This window comes from Rhodanobacter sp. FW021-MT20 (genome assembly GCF_041107475.1).
GTDB classification, from domain to species: domain Bacteria; phylum Pseudomonadota; class Gammaproteobacteria; order Xanthomonadales; family Rhodanobacteraceae; genus Rhodanobacter_A; species Rhodanobacter_A glycinis.
On sequence record NZ_JBGBPX010000005.1, the window covers coordinates 183,577 to 198,528 of the forward strand.

Annotated in this window: 13 protein-coding genes, 1 tRNA gene and 1 pseudogene; 11 read left to right on the top strand and 4 right to left on the bottom strand. The window is 63.7% G+C overall.

What is annotated here, in order from left to right; genetic code table 11:
• Nucleotides 1-76: 76 nt before the first annotated feature.
• Nucleotides 77-1,156: an Obg family GTPase CgtA gene (cgtA, locus tag AB7849_RS08475; protein WP_008213297.1), complete on the top strand. Its 1,080-nt coding sequence runs from the start codon at nt 77-79 to the stop codon at nt 1,154-1,156.
• 199 nt (nt 1,157-1,355) lie between these two features.
• Here the strand turns inward: cgtA and AB7849_RS08480 are convergent, their stop codons facing one another.
• Together AB7849_RS08480 and rpsT are read right to left on the bottom strand one after the other, a co-directional pair.
• Nucleotides 1,356-1,952 (bottom strand): hypothetical protein, encoded by a 597-nt coding sequence (locus AB7849_RS08480; RefSeq protein ID WP_008213298.1) that lies wholly within the window; start codon nt 1,950-1,952, stop codon nt 1,356-1,358.
• A gap of 233 nt (nt 1,953-2,185) precedes the next feature.
• Nucleotides 2,186-2,449, bottom strand: a complete 264-nt coding sequence (rpsT, locus tag AB7849_RS08485; RefSeq protein ID WP_008213299.1) for a 30S ribosomal protein S20 — start codon at nt 2,447-2,449, stop codon at nt 2,186-2,188.
• 213 nt (nt 2,450-2,662) lie between these two features.
• Between rpsT and murJ the strand changes: the two genes are divergently transcribed.
• The 5 genes from murJ (at nt 2,663) to ispH (ending at nt 10,426) form a co-directional block, all read left to right on the top strand.
• On the top strand, nt 2,663-4,270 hold the full coding sequence (murJ, locus tag AB7849_RS08490; RefSeq protein WP_369500842.1) for a murein biosynthesis integral membrane protein MurJ: 1,608 nt from the start codon (nt 2,663-2,665) through the stop codon (nt 4,268-4,270).
• A gap of 282 nt (nt 4,271-4,552) precedes the next feature.
• Nucleotides 4,553-5,506 carry a bifunctional riboflavin kinase/FAD synthetase gene (locus tag AB7849_RS08495; protein WP_369500843.1) on the top strand — a complete coding sequence of 318 codons (954 nt, stop codon included), beginning with the start codon at nt 4,553-4,555 and terminating at the stop codon, nt 5,504-5,506.
• Between the two features lie 213 nt (nt 5,507-5,719).
• Complete coding sequence (locus AB7849_RS08500; RefSeq protein ID WP_369500845.1) at nt 5,720-8,683, top strand: isoleucine--tRNA ligase; 2,964 nt, start codon at nt 5,720-5,722, stop codon at nt 8,681-8,683.
• Nucleotides 8,684-8,853: 170 nt separating this feature from the next.
• Nucleotides 8,854-9,354, top strand: a complete 501-nt coding sequence (gene lspA, locus AB7849_RS08505) for a signal peptidase II (protein ID WP_008212613.1) — start codon at nt 8,854-8,856, stop codon at nt 9,352-9,354.
• 127 nt (nt 9,355-9,481) lie between these two features.
• Entirely contained in the window at nt 9,482-10,426 is a 945-nt protein-coding gene (gene ispH, locus AB7849_RS08510; RefSeq protein WP_008212615.1) for a 4-hydroxy-3-methylbut-2-enyl diphosphate reductase, read from the top strand.
• Nucleotides 10,427-10,553: 127 nt separating this feature from the next.
• Here ispH and AB7849_RS08515 read toward each other — a convergent pair whose 3' ends face one another.
• Together AB7849_RS08515 and AB7849_RS08520 are read right to left on the bottom strand one after the other, a co-directional pair.
• Nucleotides 10,554-10,757, bottom strand: a complete 204-nt coding sequence (locus tag AB7849_RS08515; RefSeq protein WP_008212616.1) for a hypothetical protein — start codon at nt 10,755-10,757, stop codon at nt 10,554-10,556.
• Between the two features lie 222 nt (nt 10,758-10,979).
• Nucleotides 10,980-11,055: transfer RNA gene (locus tag AB7849_RS08520), tRNA-Thr, on the bottom strand.
• Between the two features lie 366 nt (nt 11,056-11,421).
• On the opposite strand from AB7849_RS08520, the gene AB7849_RS08525 reads away from it, so the two are divergent.
• The 5 genes and pseudogenes from AB7849_RS08525 to AB7849_RS08545 all read left to right on the top strand — a co-directional run.
• Nucleotides 11,422-12,006, top strand: coding sequence for a GspH/FimT family pseudopilin (locus AB7849_RS08525; protein WP_369500846.1), 585 nt, complete (start codon nt 11,422-11,424; stop codon nt 12,004-12,006).
• Nucleotides 12,003-12,494 carry a type IV pilus modification protein PilV gene (gene pilV, locus AB7849_RS08530; RefSeq protein ID WP_237711845.1) on the top strand — a complete coding sequence of 164 codons (492 nt, stop codon included), beginning with the start codon at nt 12,003-12,005 and terminating at the stop codon, nt 12,492-12,494. The genes AB7849_RS08525 and pilV overlap by 4 nt, the downstream gene beginning before the upstream one ends.
• Nucleotides 12,491-13,534: a PilW family protein gene (locus AB7849_RS08535; protein ID WP_081491788.1), complete on the top strand. Its 1,044-nt coding sequence runs from the start codon at nt 12,491-12,493 to the stop codon at nt 13,532-13,534. Before pilV ends, AB7849_RS08535 begins: the two co-directional genes overlap by 4 nt.
• 1 nt (nt 13,535) lies before the next feature.
• Nucleotides 13,536-14,138 carry a pilus assembly PilX family protein gene (locus AB7849_RS08540; RefSeq protein WP_008212625.1) on the top strand — a complete coding sequence of 201 codons (603 nt, stop codon included), beginning with the start codon at nt 13,536-13,538 and terminating at the stop codon, nt 14,136-14,138.
• A gap of 59 nt (nt 14,139-14,197) precedes the next feature.
• Nucleotides 14,198-14,952, top strand: a pseudogene (locus AB7849_RS08545) (hypothetical protein); the annotation flags it as partial.

The following is a 14,952-nucleotide window of genomic DNA, read 5'->3' on the forward strand; positions in this document are numbered from 1 at the left end:
CTGGAATGACGGTTGGGCGATCATGGCAAGATAGTGCTCGCCGAATGTTGTCCGTTCCCTTTTTGGCACCCAATTCATGAAATTCGTCGACGAAGCAATCATCCACGTCCAGGCGGGCAATGGCGGCAATGGCTGCATCAGCTTCCGTCGCGAGAAATTCATCCCCTTCGGTGGCCCCGATGGCGGTGACGGTGGCAGTGGCGGCTCGGTCTGGCTGGTGGCCGACGAAGGCCTCAACACGCTGATCGATTTCCGCCACCAGCGCAGCTTCAAGGCGCCGCGCGGCCAGAACGGCATGGGCAGCGACATGTACGGCAAGGGCGGCGAGGACACCACGATCCGCGTGCCGATCGGCACCGTCATCACCAATGTCGATACCGACGAGGTGATCGGCGATCTCACCGAGCACGGCCAGCGCCTGCTGGTGGCGCAGGGCGGCAAGGGCGGCCTGGGCAACATCCATTTCAAGAGTTCGGTGAACCGGGCGCCGCGCAAGGCCACGCCGGGCACGCCGGGCGACGTGCGCGAGCTGAAGCTGGAACTGAAACTGCTCGCCGACGTGGGCTTGCTGGGTTTTCCGAATGCCGGCAAGTCCACCTTCATTCGTGCGGTTTCGGCGGCCACGCCGCGGGTGGCGGATTACCCGTTCACCACGCTGCACCCGAACCTGGGCGTGGTCAGCCTGGGCACCGACCAGAGCTTCGTGATCGCCGATATCCCCGGTTTGATCGAAGGTGCCGCGGACGGCGCCGGATTGGGCATCCAGTTCCTGCGCCACGTCTCGCGCACGCGACTGTTGCTGCACATGGTGGACATCGCGCCGATCGATGGCAGCGATCCGGTCGAGCAGGTGCGGGCGATCGAGCAGGAGCTTTCGCGCTTCGATCCCGAGTTGCTGGAGCGGACGCGCTGGCTGGTGCTGAACAAGGCCGACGTGCTGCCGGAAGACGAACGCCAGGCCGCGGCCGAGGCCATCGTGGAGCAGCTCGGCTGGACCCGGCCGTGGTTCCTGGTGTCGGCGATTGCCCGCGATAACACGCTGGCGGTATGCCAGCAGGTGCAGCGCTTTTTCGAGGCGCAGCGCGAGGACGCGGCAGGACGCGTCGACATGCTGCCCGATGACGTGCGCCTGCGCGGGGACAGTCCGGCGGAATGAAAAAACGCGCCCTTTTCGAGGGCGCGTTTTTAATGTCGCAAGGTTCGGCGCGGGGTGGGGAACTTATGCTCACGCCGCATAATCGCCCGAATCCCCCTCCGCAGGAGCCCGCTCGCGGGCGATGCTCTCCCGAATTTCAGCCAACGGCATCGCCCGCGAGCGGGCTCTTGCCCGATGGCTGCGGGTCTTTCGCAGTCTCTCAGCGTTCGGCCACCAGGCCCTTGGTCTGCAGGTCCTGCACGAACTGCGTGGTCATGTCGAGAATGACGCGGTGGAACGCATCTCCCGGCGTGGTCGCCTTGACCCCCGTCGGTACCTGCACATTGCTGCCGATGGCGGTGAGGATGTCCTGCTTGTAGCTGGCCTGGTACGGTTCGCCGGCGCTGTTGGCATAGGACGCGGTGTAGGTGTAGTTGTCCGGAATCACGGTGCCCGAGCTGCCGAGCGTCAGGCCGGCGTGGAAGCCCTTCTTGTGCGCGGCCTGCAGGTCGACCGTATCGTTCACGGTTACCGTGATGCTGGCGGCGGTAGCCGGATCCTGCGACGGCGTGAACACGCCGCTGCTGCGCAATGCGCTTTCGACCTGGGCCTGCAGCGAGGGGGTGCCGGCAGGGGAGGCCTTGCCGTTCACCTGGAATTGGGTGTTGACCTTCACCGGAATCGGCTGGCTCAGGCTGCGCAGCGCCGTCGTGCTGGCCATGGGGCTGGCGGGGCCCACGTAAGACTGGGTCGAAATGCAGGCGCTGAGCGAGGCGGCGCCGGCGCACGCCAATGCGAGTTTCAGAATCGTATTCATGGTTATCCCCTTGGGCATGCTGAAGGCGGCGGTTTGCGCAATCGACAAGCCGAGGATACTAGCGTGGCCGTACAAGTGGCAGTGCGCCGGAAACTTGCGTTTGTGCGGTGCGTGCGTGCGCGCGTCACAAAATGGCCGGAGGAGGCATCGACCGGATGTGCCGGGTTGTTCCGGGCACACGAAAAAGCCGGCGCAGGCGCCGGCTTTCCGTGGAACACGAAAAGCGGAGCGGCTTACGCCAGCTCGTGGATCTTCGCGTTCAGGCGGCTCTTGTGACGAGCGGCCTTGTTCTTGTGGATCAGGCCGCGGGCGGCGTAACGATCCATCACCGGCTGGGCGGCGGCGAAGGCTTCAACGGCGGCAGCCTTGTCCTTGGCCTCGATGGCCTTGACGACCTTCTTGAGGGCGGTGCGGACCATGGAGCGGGCGCTGACGTTGCGCAGGCGGCGCTGCTCGGACTGGCGCGCACGCTTCTTCGCGGACTTGATGTTGGCCAAGGTAGAACTCCGGAAAGGCTTGAGTGTTGGAAAAAAGACGCACAATTATGCGCGCACAGGGCTGTCGGGTCAACCACTTGGCAGTGCCAAGGGTGGCATCGGCGGGATGGCGTGATCGCGATGCCGCCATTGTGACACGAGTTGGCCCGACCATTGGCCGGCGCTGGCTGGCACACTATGCGCTTGCCCGCCATTGAAGGTTCCCACAGCCGCATGAAGTCCCCCAGCATGCTTCGCGGGTTGCTGTCGTTCAGCAGCATGACCATGGTTTCACGCGTGCTCGGGCTGGCCCGGGACGTGGCAATGAGTCACGTGTTCGGTGCTTCGGCAGCCACCGATGCGTTCGTCATCGCCTTCCGCATTCCCAATTTCATGCGGCGGATGTTCGCCGAAGGCTCGTTCTCCACCGCCTTCGTGCCGGTATTCACCGAGGTGAAGGAAACCCGCAGTCACGCCGAGCTGAAGGAGCTGACCGCGCGCGTGGCGGGCACGCTGGGTGGGGTGTTGCTGCTGATTACCGCGCTGGGGCTGATCTTCGCCCCGCAGGTGGCGACGGTGTTCGCACCGGGTGATATTGCACAGCCACACAAGTTCGACCTGATCATCGGGTTGTTGCGGTTGACATTCCCTTATCTGTTGTTCGTGTCGCTGACGGCCTTGGCCGGCGGTGCGCTGAACAGTTTCCATCGCTTCGGCCTGCCGGCGATGACGCCGGTGATCCTCAACGTGTGCATGATCTTCGGCGCGTTGTGGCTGGCACCGCGGCTGCAGGTGCCGATCATGGCGCTGGGCTGGGCAGTGCTGGTGGCCGGCGTGTTGCAGCTGCTGTTCCTGCTGCCGGCGTTGCGCGGGCTCGACCTGTTGTCGCTGCCGCGCTGGGGTTGGCGCCACCCTCAAGTGCGCCGGATCATGAAGCTGATGGTGCCGACGCTGTTCGGCGCTTCGGTGGGGCAGATCAACCTGCTGCTGGATACGGTGCTGATCACCTTGCTGGTCACCGGTTCGCAGACCTGGGTGTACCAGTCCACGCGCTTCCTCGAATTGCCGCTGGGCGTGTTTGGCGTGGCGCTGGGCACGGTGATCCTGCCGGCGCTGTCGCGCCATCATGTCGGTACCGATCGGGCAGGTTTTTCCAGGGCGCTGGACTGGGGCGTGCGCACCACGCTGCTGATCGCCGTGCCGGCGATGTTCGCGCTGCTGCTGCTGGCCGAGCCGCTGGTGAGCACGTTCTTCCAGAACGGCCAGTACACCGTGTTCGACACGCACATGACCACCCTGTCGACCATGGCGTTGAGTTGCGGCGTGCCGGCCTATGCCTTGGTGAAAGTGGTGTTGCCGGCGTTCTATTCGCGGCAGGACACGCGCACGCCGGTGCGTGCGGCGCTGGTGTCGCTGGTAACCAACATGCTGTTCAACGGGCTGCTGGTGGCGTTGCTGTTCGAGCTGTGGGCGACACCGGTGCAGAAGCAGCTCGGCTGGTTGCAGGGCATCGCACAGGTGCCGGGCTTGCACGTGGGCCTGGCGATGGCCAGCGTGTTGTCCAACTACCTGCAATTCGCGTTGCTGTGGCGCTGGTTGAAACGTGCCGGCGTGTATGACCACCAGCCCGGCTGGGCGCGGCACTGGCTGCGACTGGCGGTGTCGTGCGCGGCGATGATCGTGGTCCTGCTGGCTGGTCGCTGGCTGTGGCCGCACTGGACCGTGGTGCCGGTGTTCGTGCGGGTCTGGCATCTGGCCGTGCTGGTGACCGCAGGTGGGCTGGCTTACGTCGGCACGCTGTTCGCCTGCGGCTTCCGCTTGCGCGACTTGCGCGGGAATTGATGACGGTTGTGGTCCAGGGAGCGTGGGCGGCAGAAATCTTCCGGGCTGCAAAAGCGTCTGCGTGGTCCATATTCCCGTCGCTTCTTGGCCTATAGAACCACTATGGGCCGGCGAACCGTCGAAAATCTGTCCTCACGCAGCCACTTTTTCGCCTCGAAAGTTTCTACCGCCCACGCTCCTAGCGCTGACGGCCTGGTAGCCATCATTCGGCGGCGACGCTTTTCACGCGGGCTGGGCCGTGTCGGGCATTACGCGTGGCGATGGTCCCGTTATACTCAGGCGATGATGAGACTCTCCCGGGATGTTGCGGGGCCGTGTCTGGCTCCCGGCGGCAGCGTCATGGCGGTCGGGGCCTTCGATGGCTTGCACCGCGGACACCAGGCCTTGCTGGCCCAGGTGCGCGAGCGCGCGGCTGCGCTTGGCTGTGTGCCGGTGGTGGTGAGTTTCGAGCCGCTGCCGCGGGCGTTTTTCTCGAAAGAGCCGTTGCCGCGCCTGTCCAGTGTGCGCGAGAAGCTGCAAGGTTTTGCCGCGGCCGGCATGGAACACGCCCTGTTGCTGCGTTTCAACACCGCGCTCACGGCCATGTCGGCCGAGGATTTCGTGCGTCGCGTGCTGGTCGAACGGCTGGCCGCGCGGGAAGTCTGGGTCGGCGCCGATTTCCGCTTCGGCCACAAGCGTGCCGGCGATGTCGCGATGCTGGAGCGGATGGGCGCCGAGAGTGGCTTCAAGGCGTGCACCATGCCGTCGGTATTGCTGGATGACAGCCGCGTTTCGGCCAGTCGCGTGCGCATGCTGCTGGCCGCCGGCGAGTTTGCCGGCGCCGCGCACCTGCTTGGTCGCCCGTTCGTGATCGAGGGCAGGGTGGAATACGGCAACCAGCTGGGTCGAACGCTGGGCTTTCCCACCGCCAACATCCACTTGCGCCAAAGGGTCAGCCCGGTGCAGGGCATCTTCGCGGTGCGCGTGGGCCTGGGCGAAAGCGAGTGCAGTTGGCCCGGCGTGGCCAGTCTCGGCGTGCGCCCCACGGTGAACGAGGTCAGCGAGCCGCTGCTGGAGACGCACCTGTTCGATTTCGACGGCGACCTGTATGGCCGACGCATGGCGGTGGAGTTCGTGGCCAAGCTGCGCGACGAGCAGAAATTCGACAGTCTGGATGCACTCACGGCGCAGATGGATCATGATGCGCGTTCGGCCCGGGAAATCCTGGGCATGAATCCGGTACTGGCCCGCGCATGAACCCCTGTCACATGTTCCATCCGCAATCCACCGCACACCGCCACGAAAACGTGGTTGGCGCGAGCATTATTATTATTTGAGGCAATCGCCCGAGCGCGTGCGCCTGCCGCCGCGCGTGGCGGGCGGTCAAACGGCGCTTCGGGGGTCCAGTAGCCCGGGGCGCAGACAACGCAAGGCCGCCATGACGACGGCCCTACAGATGGCACCCCAGCGATGACCCAGGATTACAAGAGCACCATCAACCTGCCGCAGACGGATTTCCCGATGCGCGGCGACCTGCCCAAGCGCGAGCCGGGCTGGCTGGCCGAGTGGGAAAAGGCCGGCCGCTACGCGCAGATCCAGCAGAAGGCGGCCGGACGCGACAAGGCGTTCGTGCTGCACGATGGCCCGCCGTACGCCAATGGCGCGATCCATATCGGCCATGCGGTGAACAAGATCCTCAAGGACATGGTGGTGCGTTCGAAGCTGCTGGCCGGCTGCCGTGCACCGTACGTGCCGGGCTGGGATTGCCACGGCCTGCCGATCGAGATCGCGGTCGAGAAGAAGTTCGGCAAGCCGGGCGACAAGCTCGACGCCCGCGCCTTCCGCCAGAAGTGTCGTGAATACGCCGCCGAGCAGGTCGATGCGCAGCGTGCCGGCTTCAAGCGTCTGGGCGTGCTGGGCGATTGGGAAAACCCGTACCGCACGATGGATTTCAAGTACGAGGCCGACATGATCCGCGCGCTGGCGCGCATCGTCGCCAATGGCCACGTGGTGCGCGGCGCCAAGCCGGTGCACTGGTGCTTCGATTGTGGTTCGGCGCTGGCCGAGGCCGAGATCGAATACGGCGACAAGCAGTCGCCGGCCGTGGACGTGGCTTATGACGCGGTCGACCCGAAGGCATTGGCTGCGAAGTTCGGCGTGGACGCCGGCGATGCCATCGTTGCCGTGCCGATCTGGACCACCACGCCATGGACGCTGCCGGAAAGCCAGGCGGTGTCGCTGGGTGCGGAGCTGGAATACGCGCTGGTCGAAGGCCCGGCGCGCGGCGGCAAGCGCGTGCTGCTGGTGATCGCCAGTGCGCTGGTCGAGAAGTCGCTGGCGCGTTATTCCCCTCTCCCTCCGGGAGAGGGTGCCCGAAGGGCGGGTGAGGGTACGGGCGAAGCGCGGCCTTCCGGCTTCGCCGAACCCTCACCCCCAACCCCTCTCCCGCGAGGAGAGGGGGGCAAGGTGCTGGGCCATGTGGCGGGCGAAGCGCTCAACGGCACGCAGCTTCACCACCCGTTCTACGAGCGCGTCGTGCCGGTGATCCTCGGTGACCACGTCAGCGCCGAAGACGGTACCGGTGCGGTGCATACCTCACCCGATCACGGCGTGGAAGATTTCGTGGTCGGCCGCGAGAACGGCATCGGCCTGCTCAACTACATCGGCGCACGCGGCACCTATCACGAAGGCACGCCGAAGGCCGGCGACCTCGACCTGGTCGGCATGCATATCTGGAAGGCCAACGACGCCATCGTCGAGCTGCTGCGTGCGCGTGGCGTGCTGCTGGCGCACGCGAAGATCGAACACAGCTATCCGAACTGCTGGCGCCACAAGACGCCGGTGATCTTCCGCGCCACGCCGCAATGGTTCATCGGCATGGAGCAGGCGGGCCTGCGCGACACCGCGTTGAAGTCGATCAAGGATGTGCGCTGGGTGCCGGGCTGGGGCGAGGAGCGCATCGCCGGCATGGTGGCGGGGCGGCCGGACTGGTGCATCAGCCGCCAGCGTACCTGGGGCGTGCCGATCGCGCTGTTCGTGCACAAGACCACGCAAGAGCCGCATCCCGATTCCGTGGCGCTGCTGGAACAGGTGGCAAAGCGGGTGGAGCAGGGCAGTATCGATGCCTGGTACGACCTCGATCCGGCCGAGCTGCTGGGCGACCAGGCGAAGGATTACGACAAGGTCACCGACGTGCTGGACGTGTGGTTCGACTCCGGCGTCACCCATTTCGCCGTGATCGGCCAGCGGCCCGAGCTGCAGCAGGGCGACGCAAGCGAATACAAGGTGATGTACCTGGAAGGTTCGGACCAGCATCGCGGCTGGTTCCAGTCGTCGCTGCTCACTTCCAGCGCGATTCACGGCCGTGCGCCCTACGATGACGTGCTCACCCACGGGTTCGCCGTGGATGCGCAAGGCCGCAAGATGTCCAAGTCGCTGGGCAACGTGGTCGCGCCGCAGAAGGTGATGGATACGCTGGGCGCCGACGTGCTGCGCCTGTGGGTGGCTTCGGCCGACTACCGCAACGAGATGAGCGTCTCCGACGAGATCCTGAAGCGCGTGTCCGACAGCTATCGCCGCCTGCGCAATACCGCGCGCTTCCTGCTCGGCAATCTCGACGGTTTCGATCCGACGAAGCATCTGGTCACGGTGGAAGACAGCCTGCCGCTGGATCAGTGGGCCGTGCAGCAGGCCTGCGACGTGCAGCAGGCGGTGATCGCCGCCTACGAGCGTTACGACTTCCCCGAGGTGGTGGCACGCGTGCAGAACTTCTGCACCAACGAGATGGGGGCGTTGTACCTGGACATCACCAAGGACCGTCTCTACACCATGCCCGCCGACAGCCACGGCCGGCGCAGCGCGCAGAGCGCGATGTACCGCATCGCCGAGGCGCTGGTGCGCTGGCTGGCGCCGATCCTGGGTTTCACCGCCGAGGAAATCTGGCGCAGCCTGCCCGGCGAGCACGGCGAAAGCGTGCTGTTCGAAACCTGGTACGACGGGCTGGTCGCCACCCAGAACTCGCCCGAACAGCGGCGTTACTGGCACGACCTGCTGGCGATCCGCGACACCGCTTCGCGCGTGCTCGAAGGTATGCGCAAGGGCGGCCAGATTGGCGCGGCATTGGAAGCGAAGCTGGCAATCCACGCCGGCGAGGCCACGGTGGCGCGCTACGCGCCGGCGATGGACGAGCTGCGCTTCGTCTTCATCACCTCCGATGTGCGCCTGGACAAGGCCGGCGGCCAGCCGGAAGACGCCGTGCTCACCGAGTTGGAGGGCGCCGACGTGTGGGTCTCCGCCACGGTCAGCGACGCGGCCAAGTGCGTGCGTTGCTGGCACCGGCGCGATGACGTGGGCAGCCATGCCGACCACCCCGAACTGTGCGGCCGTTGCGTCGGCAATGTGGAAGGCCCGGGCGAAAGCCGCCGCTGGTTTTAGCTTGGTTCTTCTTCCTCTCCCCTCCGGGGAGAGGATCGAGGTGAGGGGCGGGTGCTCGCGAAAACCCTCCCCAAGCATGCTCCGACGTTACCTCAACGCAAGATTGGCCCCTCACCCCAACCCTCTCCCCAAAGGGGAGAGGGAGTAAATCACCACGGCGCGATCAGCTCATGACTCATCCCAAACCCAACGCCTTGCCCTGGCTGCTGCTTTCCGTCGTCGTCATCGTCTTGGACCAGCTCAGCAAATGGTGGGCATTGACCGGGCTGCAGCCGGGGGTGCCACACCCGGTGATTCCAGGCTTCCTCAACTGGACGCTGACCTTCAACCCCGGCGCGGCCTTCAGCTTCCTGGCCATGAGCGGCGGCTGGCAGCGCTGGTTCTTCGTGGTGCTGGCCGTGGTGATCAGCGCGGTGCTGGTGGTGTGGCTGGCACGTACCGCGCGGCGTGACTGGCGCACGGCACTGCCGCTGGCGCTGATCATCGGCGGCGCGCTGGGCAATTTGATCGATCGCCTGCATGCGGCCCAAGTCACCGATTTCATCGACGTCTACTACCGGAACTGGCATTACCCCGTGTTCAACATCGCCGACTGCGGGGTGACCGTCGGGGCGGTGATACTGGTGGTGTTCGGGCTGTTCGGCGGCACGGAAAAAGGCGGCGTGCGATAATTGCTGCCTGCTCTCTATCACTCCCTCCCCTGCGTGCAGGGGAGGGTTGGGGAGGGGTAAGCCCGGTGCGCGACCCCCTCCATCTCCCCCTGCAAGCAGGGGGAGGGACAAGGCCACGGCTTTAACTATGGACATCCTGCTCGCCAATCCCCGCGGTTTCTGTGCCGGTGTCGATCGCGCCATTGCCATCGTCGACCGTGCGCTGGAATCCTACGGTGCGCCAATCTACGTGCGGCACGAGGTGGTGCACAACCGCTACGTGGTCGACAAGCTGCGCCACGACGGCGCGGTATTCGTCGAGGAACTGCACGAAGTGCCCGACGGCGCCACGGTGATCTTCAGCGCCCACGGCGTGTCCAAGGCCGTGCGCGAGGAAGCCGAGCAGCGCGACCTGAAGGTGTTCGACGCCACCTGTCCACTGGTCACCAAGGTGCACATGGAAGTGGCGCGACTGGGGCGCATCGGCCGCAGTGTGGTGCTGATCGGCCATGCCGGCCATCCGGAGGTGGAAGGCACCATGGGGCAGTGGAACCCTGCCAACACCGGCGAGATCCTGCTGGTCGAGTCGGTGGAGGATGTGGCCATGCTGACGCCGGCCTTTCCGCACCAGTTGTCCTACGTCACCCAGACCACGTTGTCGGTGGACGACACCAAGGCGATCATCGCCGCCCTGCGCGAGAAATTCCCGGATGTCGAAGGCCCGCGCAAGGACGACATCTGCTACGCCACGCAGAACCGCCAGGATGCCGTGCGCCGGCTCGCCGATGCGGTGGACCTGATGCTGGTGGTCGGCTCGGTCAACAGCTCCAACTCCAACCGCCTGCGCGAGCTGGCCGAGAAGCAGGGCGTGCGCGCCTACCTGATCGACGGCGCCGAACATATCGAACGCCAGTGGCTCGACGGCGTGCAACACATCGGCCTGACCGCGGGAGCCTCCGCCCCCGAGAAGCTGGTGCGTGACGTCATCGCCCGCCTGCAATCGTGGGGCGCGGGCGAAGTGCGCGAACTGGATGGCGAGCCGGAAAGCATCACCTTCGCGCTGCCGAAAGAGCTGCGCGTCGTTACGCCCTGACGCACGCTTTCGCCTCCGCCGAATGTGATTGTAGGAGCCCGTTCACGGGCGATGCCTTTACTTTGCTCTTCCATCAGGGCCGGAGAGAGTAAGCATCGCCCACGAGTGGGCTCCTACCGGGCAGGCCTCAGTGAACCACCGCTGCCGACACATCGAACGCCAGCGCATAGCTCGCCGGCGTTTCGGCGTCCTTGAAAGCCTCGTGGAAACCGTTGCCGTAGAACTTCTGCGCCCAATTGCCATAGCGCTCGTGGTTGGTCGGGGCGTGATCGCTGCGGGTGATGACATCCAGTTCAAACGGGCCTGGACGGGAGCTACCGATCGCATTCATGACGCGTCCTCCTTCGGTTGCCACGCCACCGACCGGGCGAAAAGCCAACTTCCCGCCCGCCGTGGCGCCTGACACCTACTTAAGGACTGCGGGCGTCAATCCCGCGTAGAAGTTATGTCCACGCCTTCTGCACCATGGAGTGCGGCCCCGGGTACGCGAAAGCGGGTGATCCGGGCTGCCACAAGCAAAAGGCCCGCATCGCTGCAGGCCTTTTGCTTGTCCTGGTGCCGTTGAGAGGAGTCGAACCTCCGACCTACTGATTACGAATCAGTTGCTCTACCAACTGAGCTACAACGGCAAAACTGGAAACACCGAAGTCGCACGAGAAATGCGTCGCCCCACCCACTGAGCCATATTCCACGGTGAGCCGCGAAGTTTACGGGCAGGCCGGGTGGCGTGCAAGCATGGCTGCGGCCAAACTTGCGCCCTTCGCGAGCCGATGGACGCCTCGGGGGGCGACGTTGCGGAGTCATCGGGTGCGCCGATGCTGGCGCAGTGTGACCTAGTGCAAGTTCCGGATCTGGCTAGGAACCGCTCGTCGGCTCGAATCCGCCGCTTGTCGGCCAGAGAGTGGGCTTGCCAGGGCAGCTCGCTAGAGTGAGCTACGAGATACAGGGGGATTTCCATGCGATTTCTTATGGGGCGGCGGGCGCGCCTGTCGATCATGGCCGGGGATGCCATGCATTGCGCGAGTCGTGAACTTGCGCCGACGCCACGGCAACGCGGCTTCACCCTGGTCGAGCTGATGATCACCTTGGCCGTGGCCGTGATCCTTACCGCCATCGCGGTGCCGAGTTTCCGCAATCTCACCTTGTCCAACCGGCTAACCACCGCTGCCAATGACGTTGTCGGTGCGCTCAATGTGGCGAGGATGGAAGCTGTCAAGCGCAATGCCAGCGTCCAGTTTTGCAGCGACAGCAGTACCGCCAACGGCAGCGACACGTTGGGCGGCCTGTGTGGAAGCAATGCTGGCGCCGTTTACACCGTGGTCAACGGAACGACTTCCGTGCTTGTACAAGCCCCGAATATGGGACTCGAAGGCGGTATCCAGCTCAATGGCAGCATGAAAGCCGTGCGATTCAATGGCCAGGGGCTGGGTTATGCCCCGACCAGCCTGACAACGCTTTCCGACGGCACGGTGGCGGATATCTGCACCACCTCGCTCAGTTCGGACAATCACCGGGTGGTCAGCATTACCGCGGGTTCGATCGTCCAGGTTGACACCACTACGAGTTCCACGTGCCAATGATCATTCGACGAATGTATCGCTTATCCCGGACGCCTCGTGTGCAGGCGGGTGTCGGTCTCATCGAGGTGCTGGTGGCCGTGTTGGTGCTGTCCATCGGCTTCCTCGGTATAGCGGCATTGCAAGCAATGTCTCTGTCCACGAACAACAGCGCGATGGCGCGCAGCATGGCCACGATCGACACCTACTCGATCCTGGATGCAATGCGCGCCGACCTTACCGGTGCAACCAGTGGTTCATATACCACGACAGTCACGGCGAATGCTTGCCCGGCAGCAGGTGCCTCGCTGGCCAGTCTTCAGCTCAACCAATGGTGTGGGCAACTGGGCAAGGATCTCGGTGCTACTGCCAGCACCACAGGCAAGGTTGACTGCACGAATGCCACAGGCACCAATACTGCCTATTGCACGATCACGATCCAGTTCGACGACAGCCGGGCTGGCCTGCAAGGCAGTTCTACCCAGCAGGTCGTCACGAAGGCCATGCTATGAACAATCCTTTTTCCCTGAGCCGAAACGGAAGGCTACGGTTTTCGAATGGCTTTACCCTCGTGGAATTGATGGTGGCCATGCTGCTTGGCCTTATCGTCATCGCGGGCGTTACCAGTGTGTTCCTGGCTGGCCAACGGACCTATCGCACGAACGATGCGCTGGGCGACGTGCAGGACAGCTCGCGCATAGCTTTCGAAATGCTTGCGCGCGACATTCGTGATGCAGGACTCACCGGTTGCGATACAAGCAGTGGGCGCGTGTCCAATGTATTGAACCCATCCACGAATGACTGGTGGGCTGACTGGCCAAACGCCTTGCACGGGTACGATGACGCCACCACCGACCCCGCGCTCAGCGGTCTGAAGGGTGATGGCGCTCCGGTGAAGGGCACCAGTTCCGTCCATGTCCTGAGTACGGGAGGAATGGGGCTGAGCGTTTCGCAAACACCCTCGTCAAACTCGGCCAACTTCAAGATCAACGAGAGCACCAATGATCTGCAGACTGGCGACGTGATCATGGTCTGCGATTTTGATCATGCAGCCATCCTGCAGATCACGAACATCAATTCGAACAATGTCACGGTCGTGCACAACGCGAACAGCAGTGGCACAAAGCCGTTTCCCGGAAACTGCTCGAAGGGGTTGGGCTATCCGACTGATTGCTCGAGCCAGAACGGGAATACCTACACTTTTCCACCCAACTCGCGGGTTGCCAAGCTCACCGGGGTCGACTGGTATATCGGCACGAACCCTGCGGGTGGGCAATCGTTGTATCGCCTGGCCCTGGTGACCAGTGGTGGCAGCGCGTCAACTACAACGCAGGAGATGGTACGCAATGTCACCGGAATGACGATTTCCTATCTCCAGCCATCGAGCAGCGCTTATCAAACGGCCACCGGCATCGGCACGGGTTGGGCGACCGTCGATGCGGCAAAGATCATCCTGACGGTAGAGAGTACGTACCAGCGAGCCGGTACCGACGCAAAGCCGCTGGTGCGTTCGTTCACTTCGACTACCACGGTGCGCAACCGAGTCCACTGACATGAAACCCATCATTGCTTACCGTTTGCGAGGGCGTGCCATGTCGCGCATGGCACGTGCCCAGCAAGGCATTGCGCTGGTAGTGGCGCTGATTTTGTTGCTGCTCATTACCTTGGTGGGGCTGGCAAGCGTGCGCGGCACCATCATGCAGAACAAAATGGCATCCAACCAGTATGACCGGCAGATCGCCTTTCAGAGTGCCGAAGCCGGGCTACGTGCCGGCGAGGCCTTGGTCTCCAGCAACCCCGGCATCATTGCCCGGAACTGCCAGGCTGGTGGCGTTGTATGCCTTTCCAATCCGTTCACTGACTCGAACCTGCCTTCCGGCGGTATCCATACGGTGAGCACCGGGACGGCGGCCGGCGACTTCAGTGCCAGTGCTGTGGCGGCCAGCCAGCCGCAGTTCGTGGTGGAGAACATGGGCAACTGGGTCGATACGGCCAACAACACCGGCTTCAACCAGACCGCCAACTCGCGCAACTACGGTGTGCAGGGATCTTCTTCCACCGCGGTGTACTACCGCATCACCGCGCGTAGCGGAGACCCCGCCACGGTAGGGGATCGTGCCGTGGTGACCCTCCAGGCAGTCATCAAGCAAAACTGACCGTACCGGACATTACCGCATGCATGGCCAGGCCGTGCTGCAATCCTAGAGTGGACGTCATGAATATCGCCTCGCGTTTGGAAACCTGGAAAGACCGCCTGTTACCGCGGCGTGCATGTGCAAAGGGAGAGCTGACGACTACGTCAGCGCCCGTCACCAGGTATCGGGTTCCTCTCTCCGGCGATGTCATGGAGCGTGTTTCACCTCCTCGCGCACAGGGTGGCTTTGCCACGCTGCTTGGCCGGGCTCTCTCAACAGGTCTGTGCATCTGGTTGATGGGCATGGTCTACGTTCAGCCGGTGCATGCCGCAACGAGCAGCACCAGTACCGTGCCAGTCGACCAACAGCCGCTGACGCTGCAGCCGTCGATTCCGCCGAATATCGTGCTGATGCTGGATGACTCAGGGTCGATGGCATGGGATTTCATGCCGGATGCGTGCTATCTATATGGCGTTACGTGTGAAGGAAGTACTGCGGGGACAAACCCGATCAATGGCAATGGTGTCGACCGCGTCGACTCAACCAATAATGACGCCATGATTAATAATGCAAATAATGGCGTGTATTATAATCCGAAGGTCACTTACAGTGCGCCACCCATGGCCAATGGGTCTTATTACCCGGATTATTCAGATTTTACCAATGTTCCGGTAGATGGCTTCAATACGTCCAGTGGGGCGGAAAATATTTCAACCTACACGAATAATGATGTCCGTGGTGAAGTTTATAGTCATAGTCCTGATTCCGTGATCTCTCCCCGCCAAACCGCACCACATCAACACCTGCGGTGGATCTGCCCTTCACCCATCGGGTG

Bases quoted from the DNA above. Each gene is read 5' to 3' on its own strand.
- AB7849_RS08495 (WP_369500843.1), top strand. From the start codon at position 4,553: ATGATGAGACTCTCCCGGGATGTTGCGGGGCCGTGTCTGGCTCCCGGC.
- AB7849_RS08535 (WP_081491788.1), top strand. From the start codon at position 12,491: ATGAACAATCCTTTTTCCCTGAGCCGAAACGGAAGGCTACGGTTTTCG.
- cgtA (WP_008213297.1), top strand. From the start codon at position 77: ATGAAATTCGTCGACGAAGCAATCATCCACGTCCAGGCGGGCAATGGC.
- lspA (WP_008212613.1), top strand. From the start codon at position 8,854: ATGACTCATCCCAAACCCAACGCCTTGCCCTGGCTGCTGCTTTCCGTC.
- AB7849_RS08500 (WP_369500845.1), top strand. From the start codon at position 5,720: ATGACCCAGGATTACAAGAGCACCATCAACCTGCCGCAGACGGATTTC.
- ispH (WP_008212615.1), top strand. From the start codon at position 9,482: ATGGACATCCTGCTCGCCAATCCCCGCGGTTTCTGTGCCGGTGTCGAT.
- AB7849_RS08515 (WP_008212616.1), bottom strand. From the start codon at position 10,757: ATGAATGCGATCGGTAGCTCCCGTCCAGGCCCGTTTGAACTGGATGTC.
- murJ (WP_369500842.1), top strand. From the start codon at position 2,663: ATGAAGTCCCCCAGCATGCTTCGCGGGTTGCTGTCGTTCAGCAGCATG.
- AB7849_RS08540 (WP_008212625.1), top strand. From the start codon at position 13,536: ATGAAACCCATCATTGCTTACCGTTTGCGAGGGCGTGCCATGTCGCGC.
- AB7849_RS08525 (WP_369500846.1), top strand. From the start codon at position 11,422: ATGGCCGGGGATGCCATGCATTGCGCGAGTCGTGAACTTGCGCCGACG.
- AB7849_RS08480 (WP_008213298.1), bottom strand. From the start codon at position 1,952: ATGAATACGATTCTGAAACTCGCATTGGCGTGCGCCGGCGCCGCCTCG.
- pilV (WP_237711845.1), top strand. From the start codon at position 12,003: ATGATCATTCGACGAATGTATCGCTTATCCCGGACGCCTCGTGTGCAG.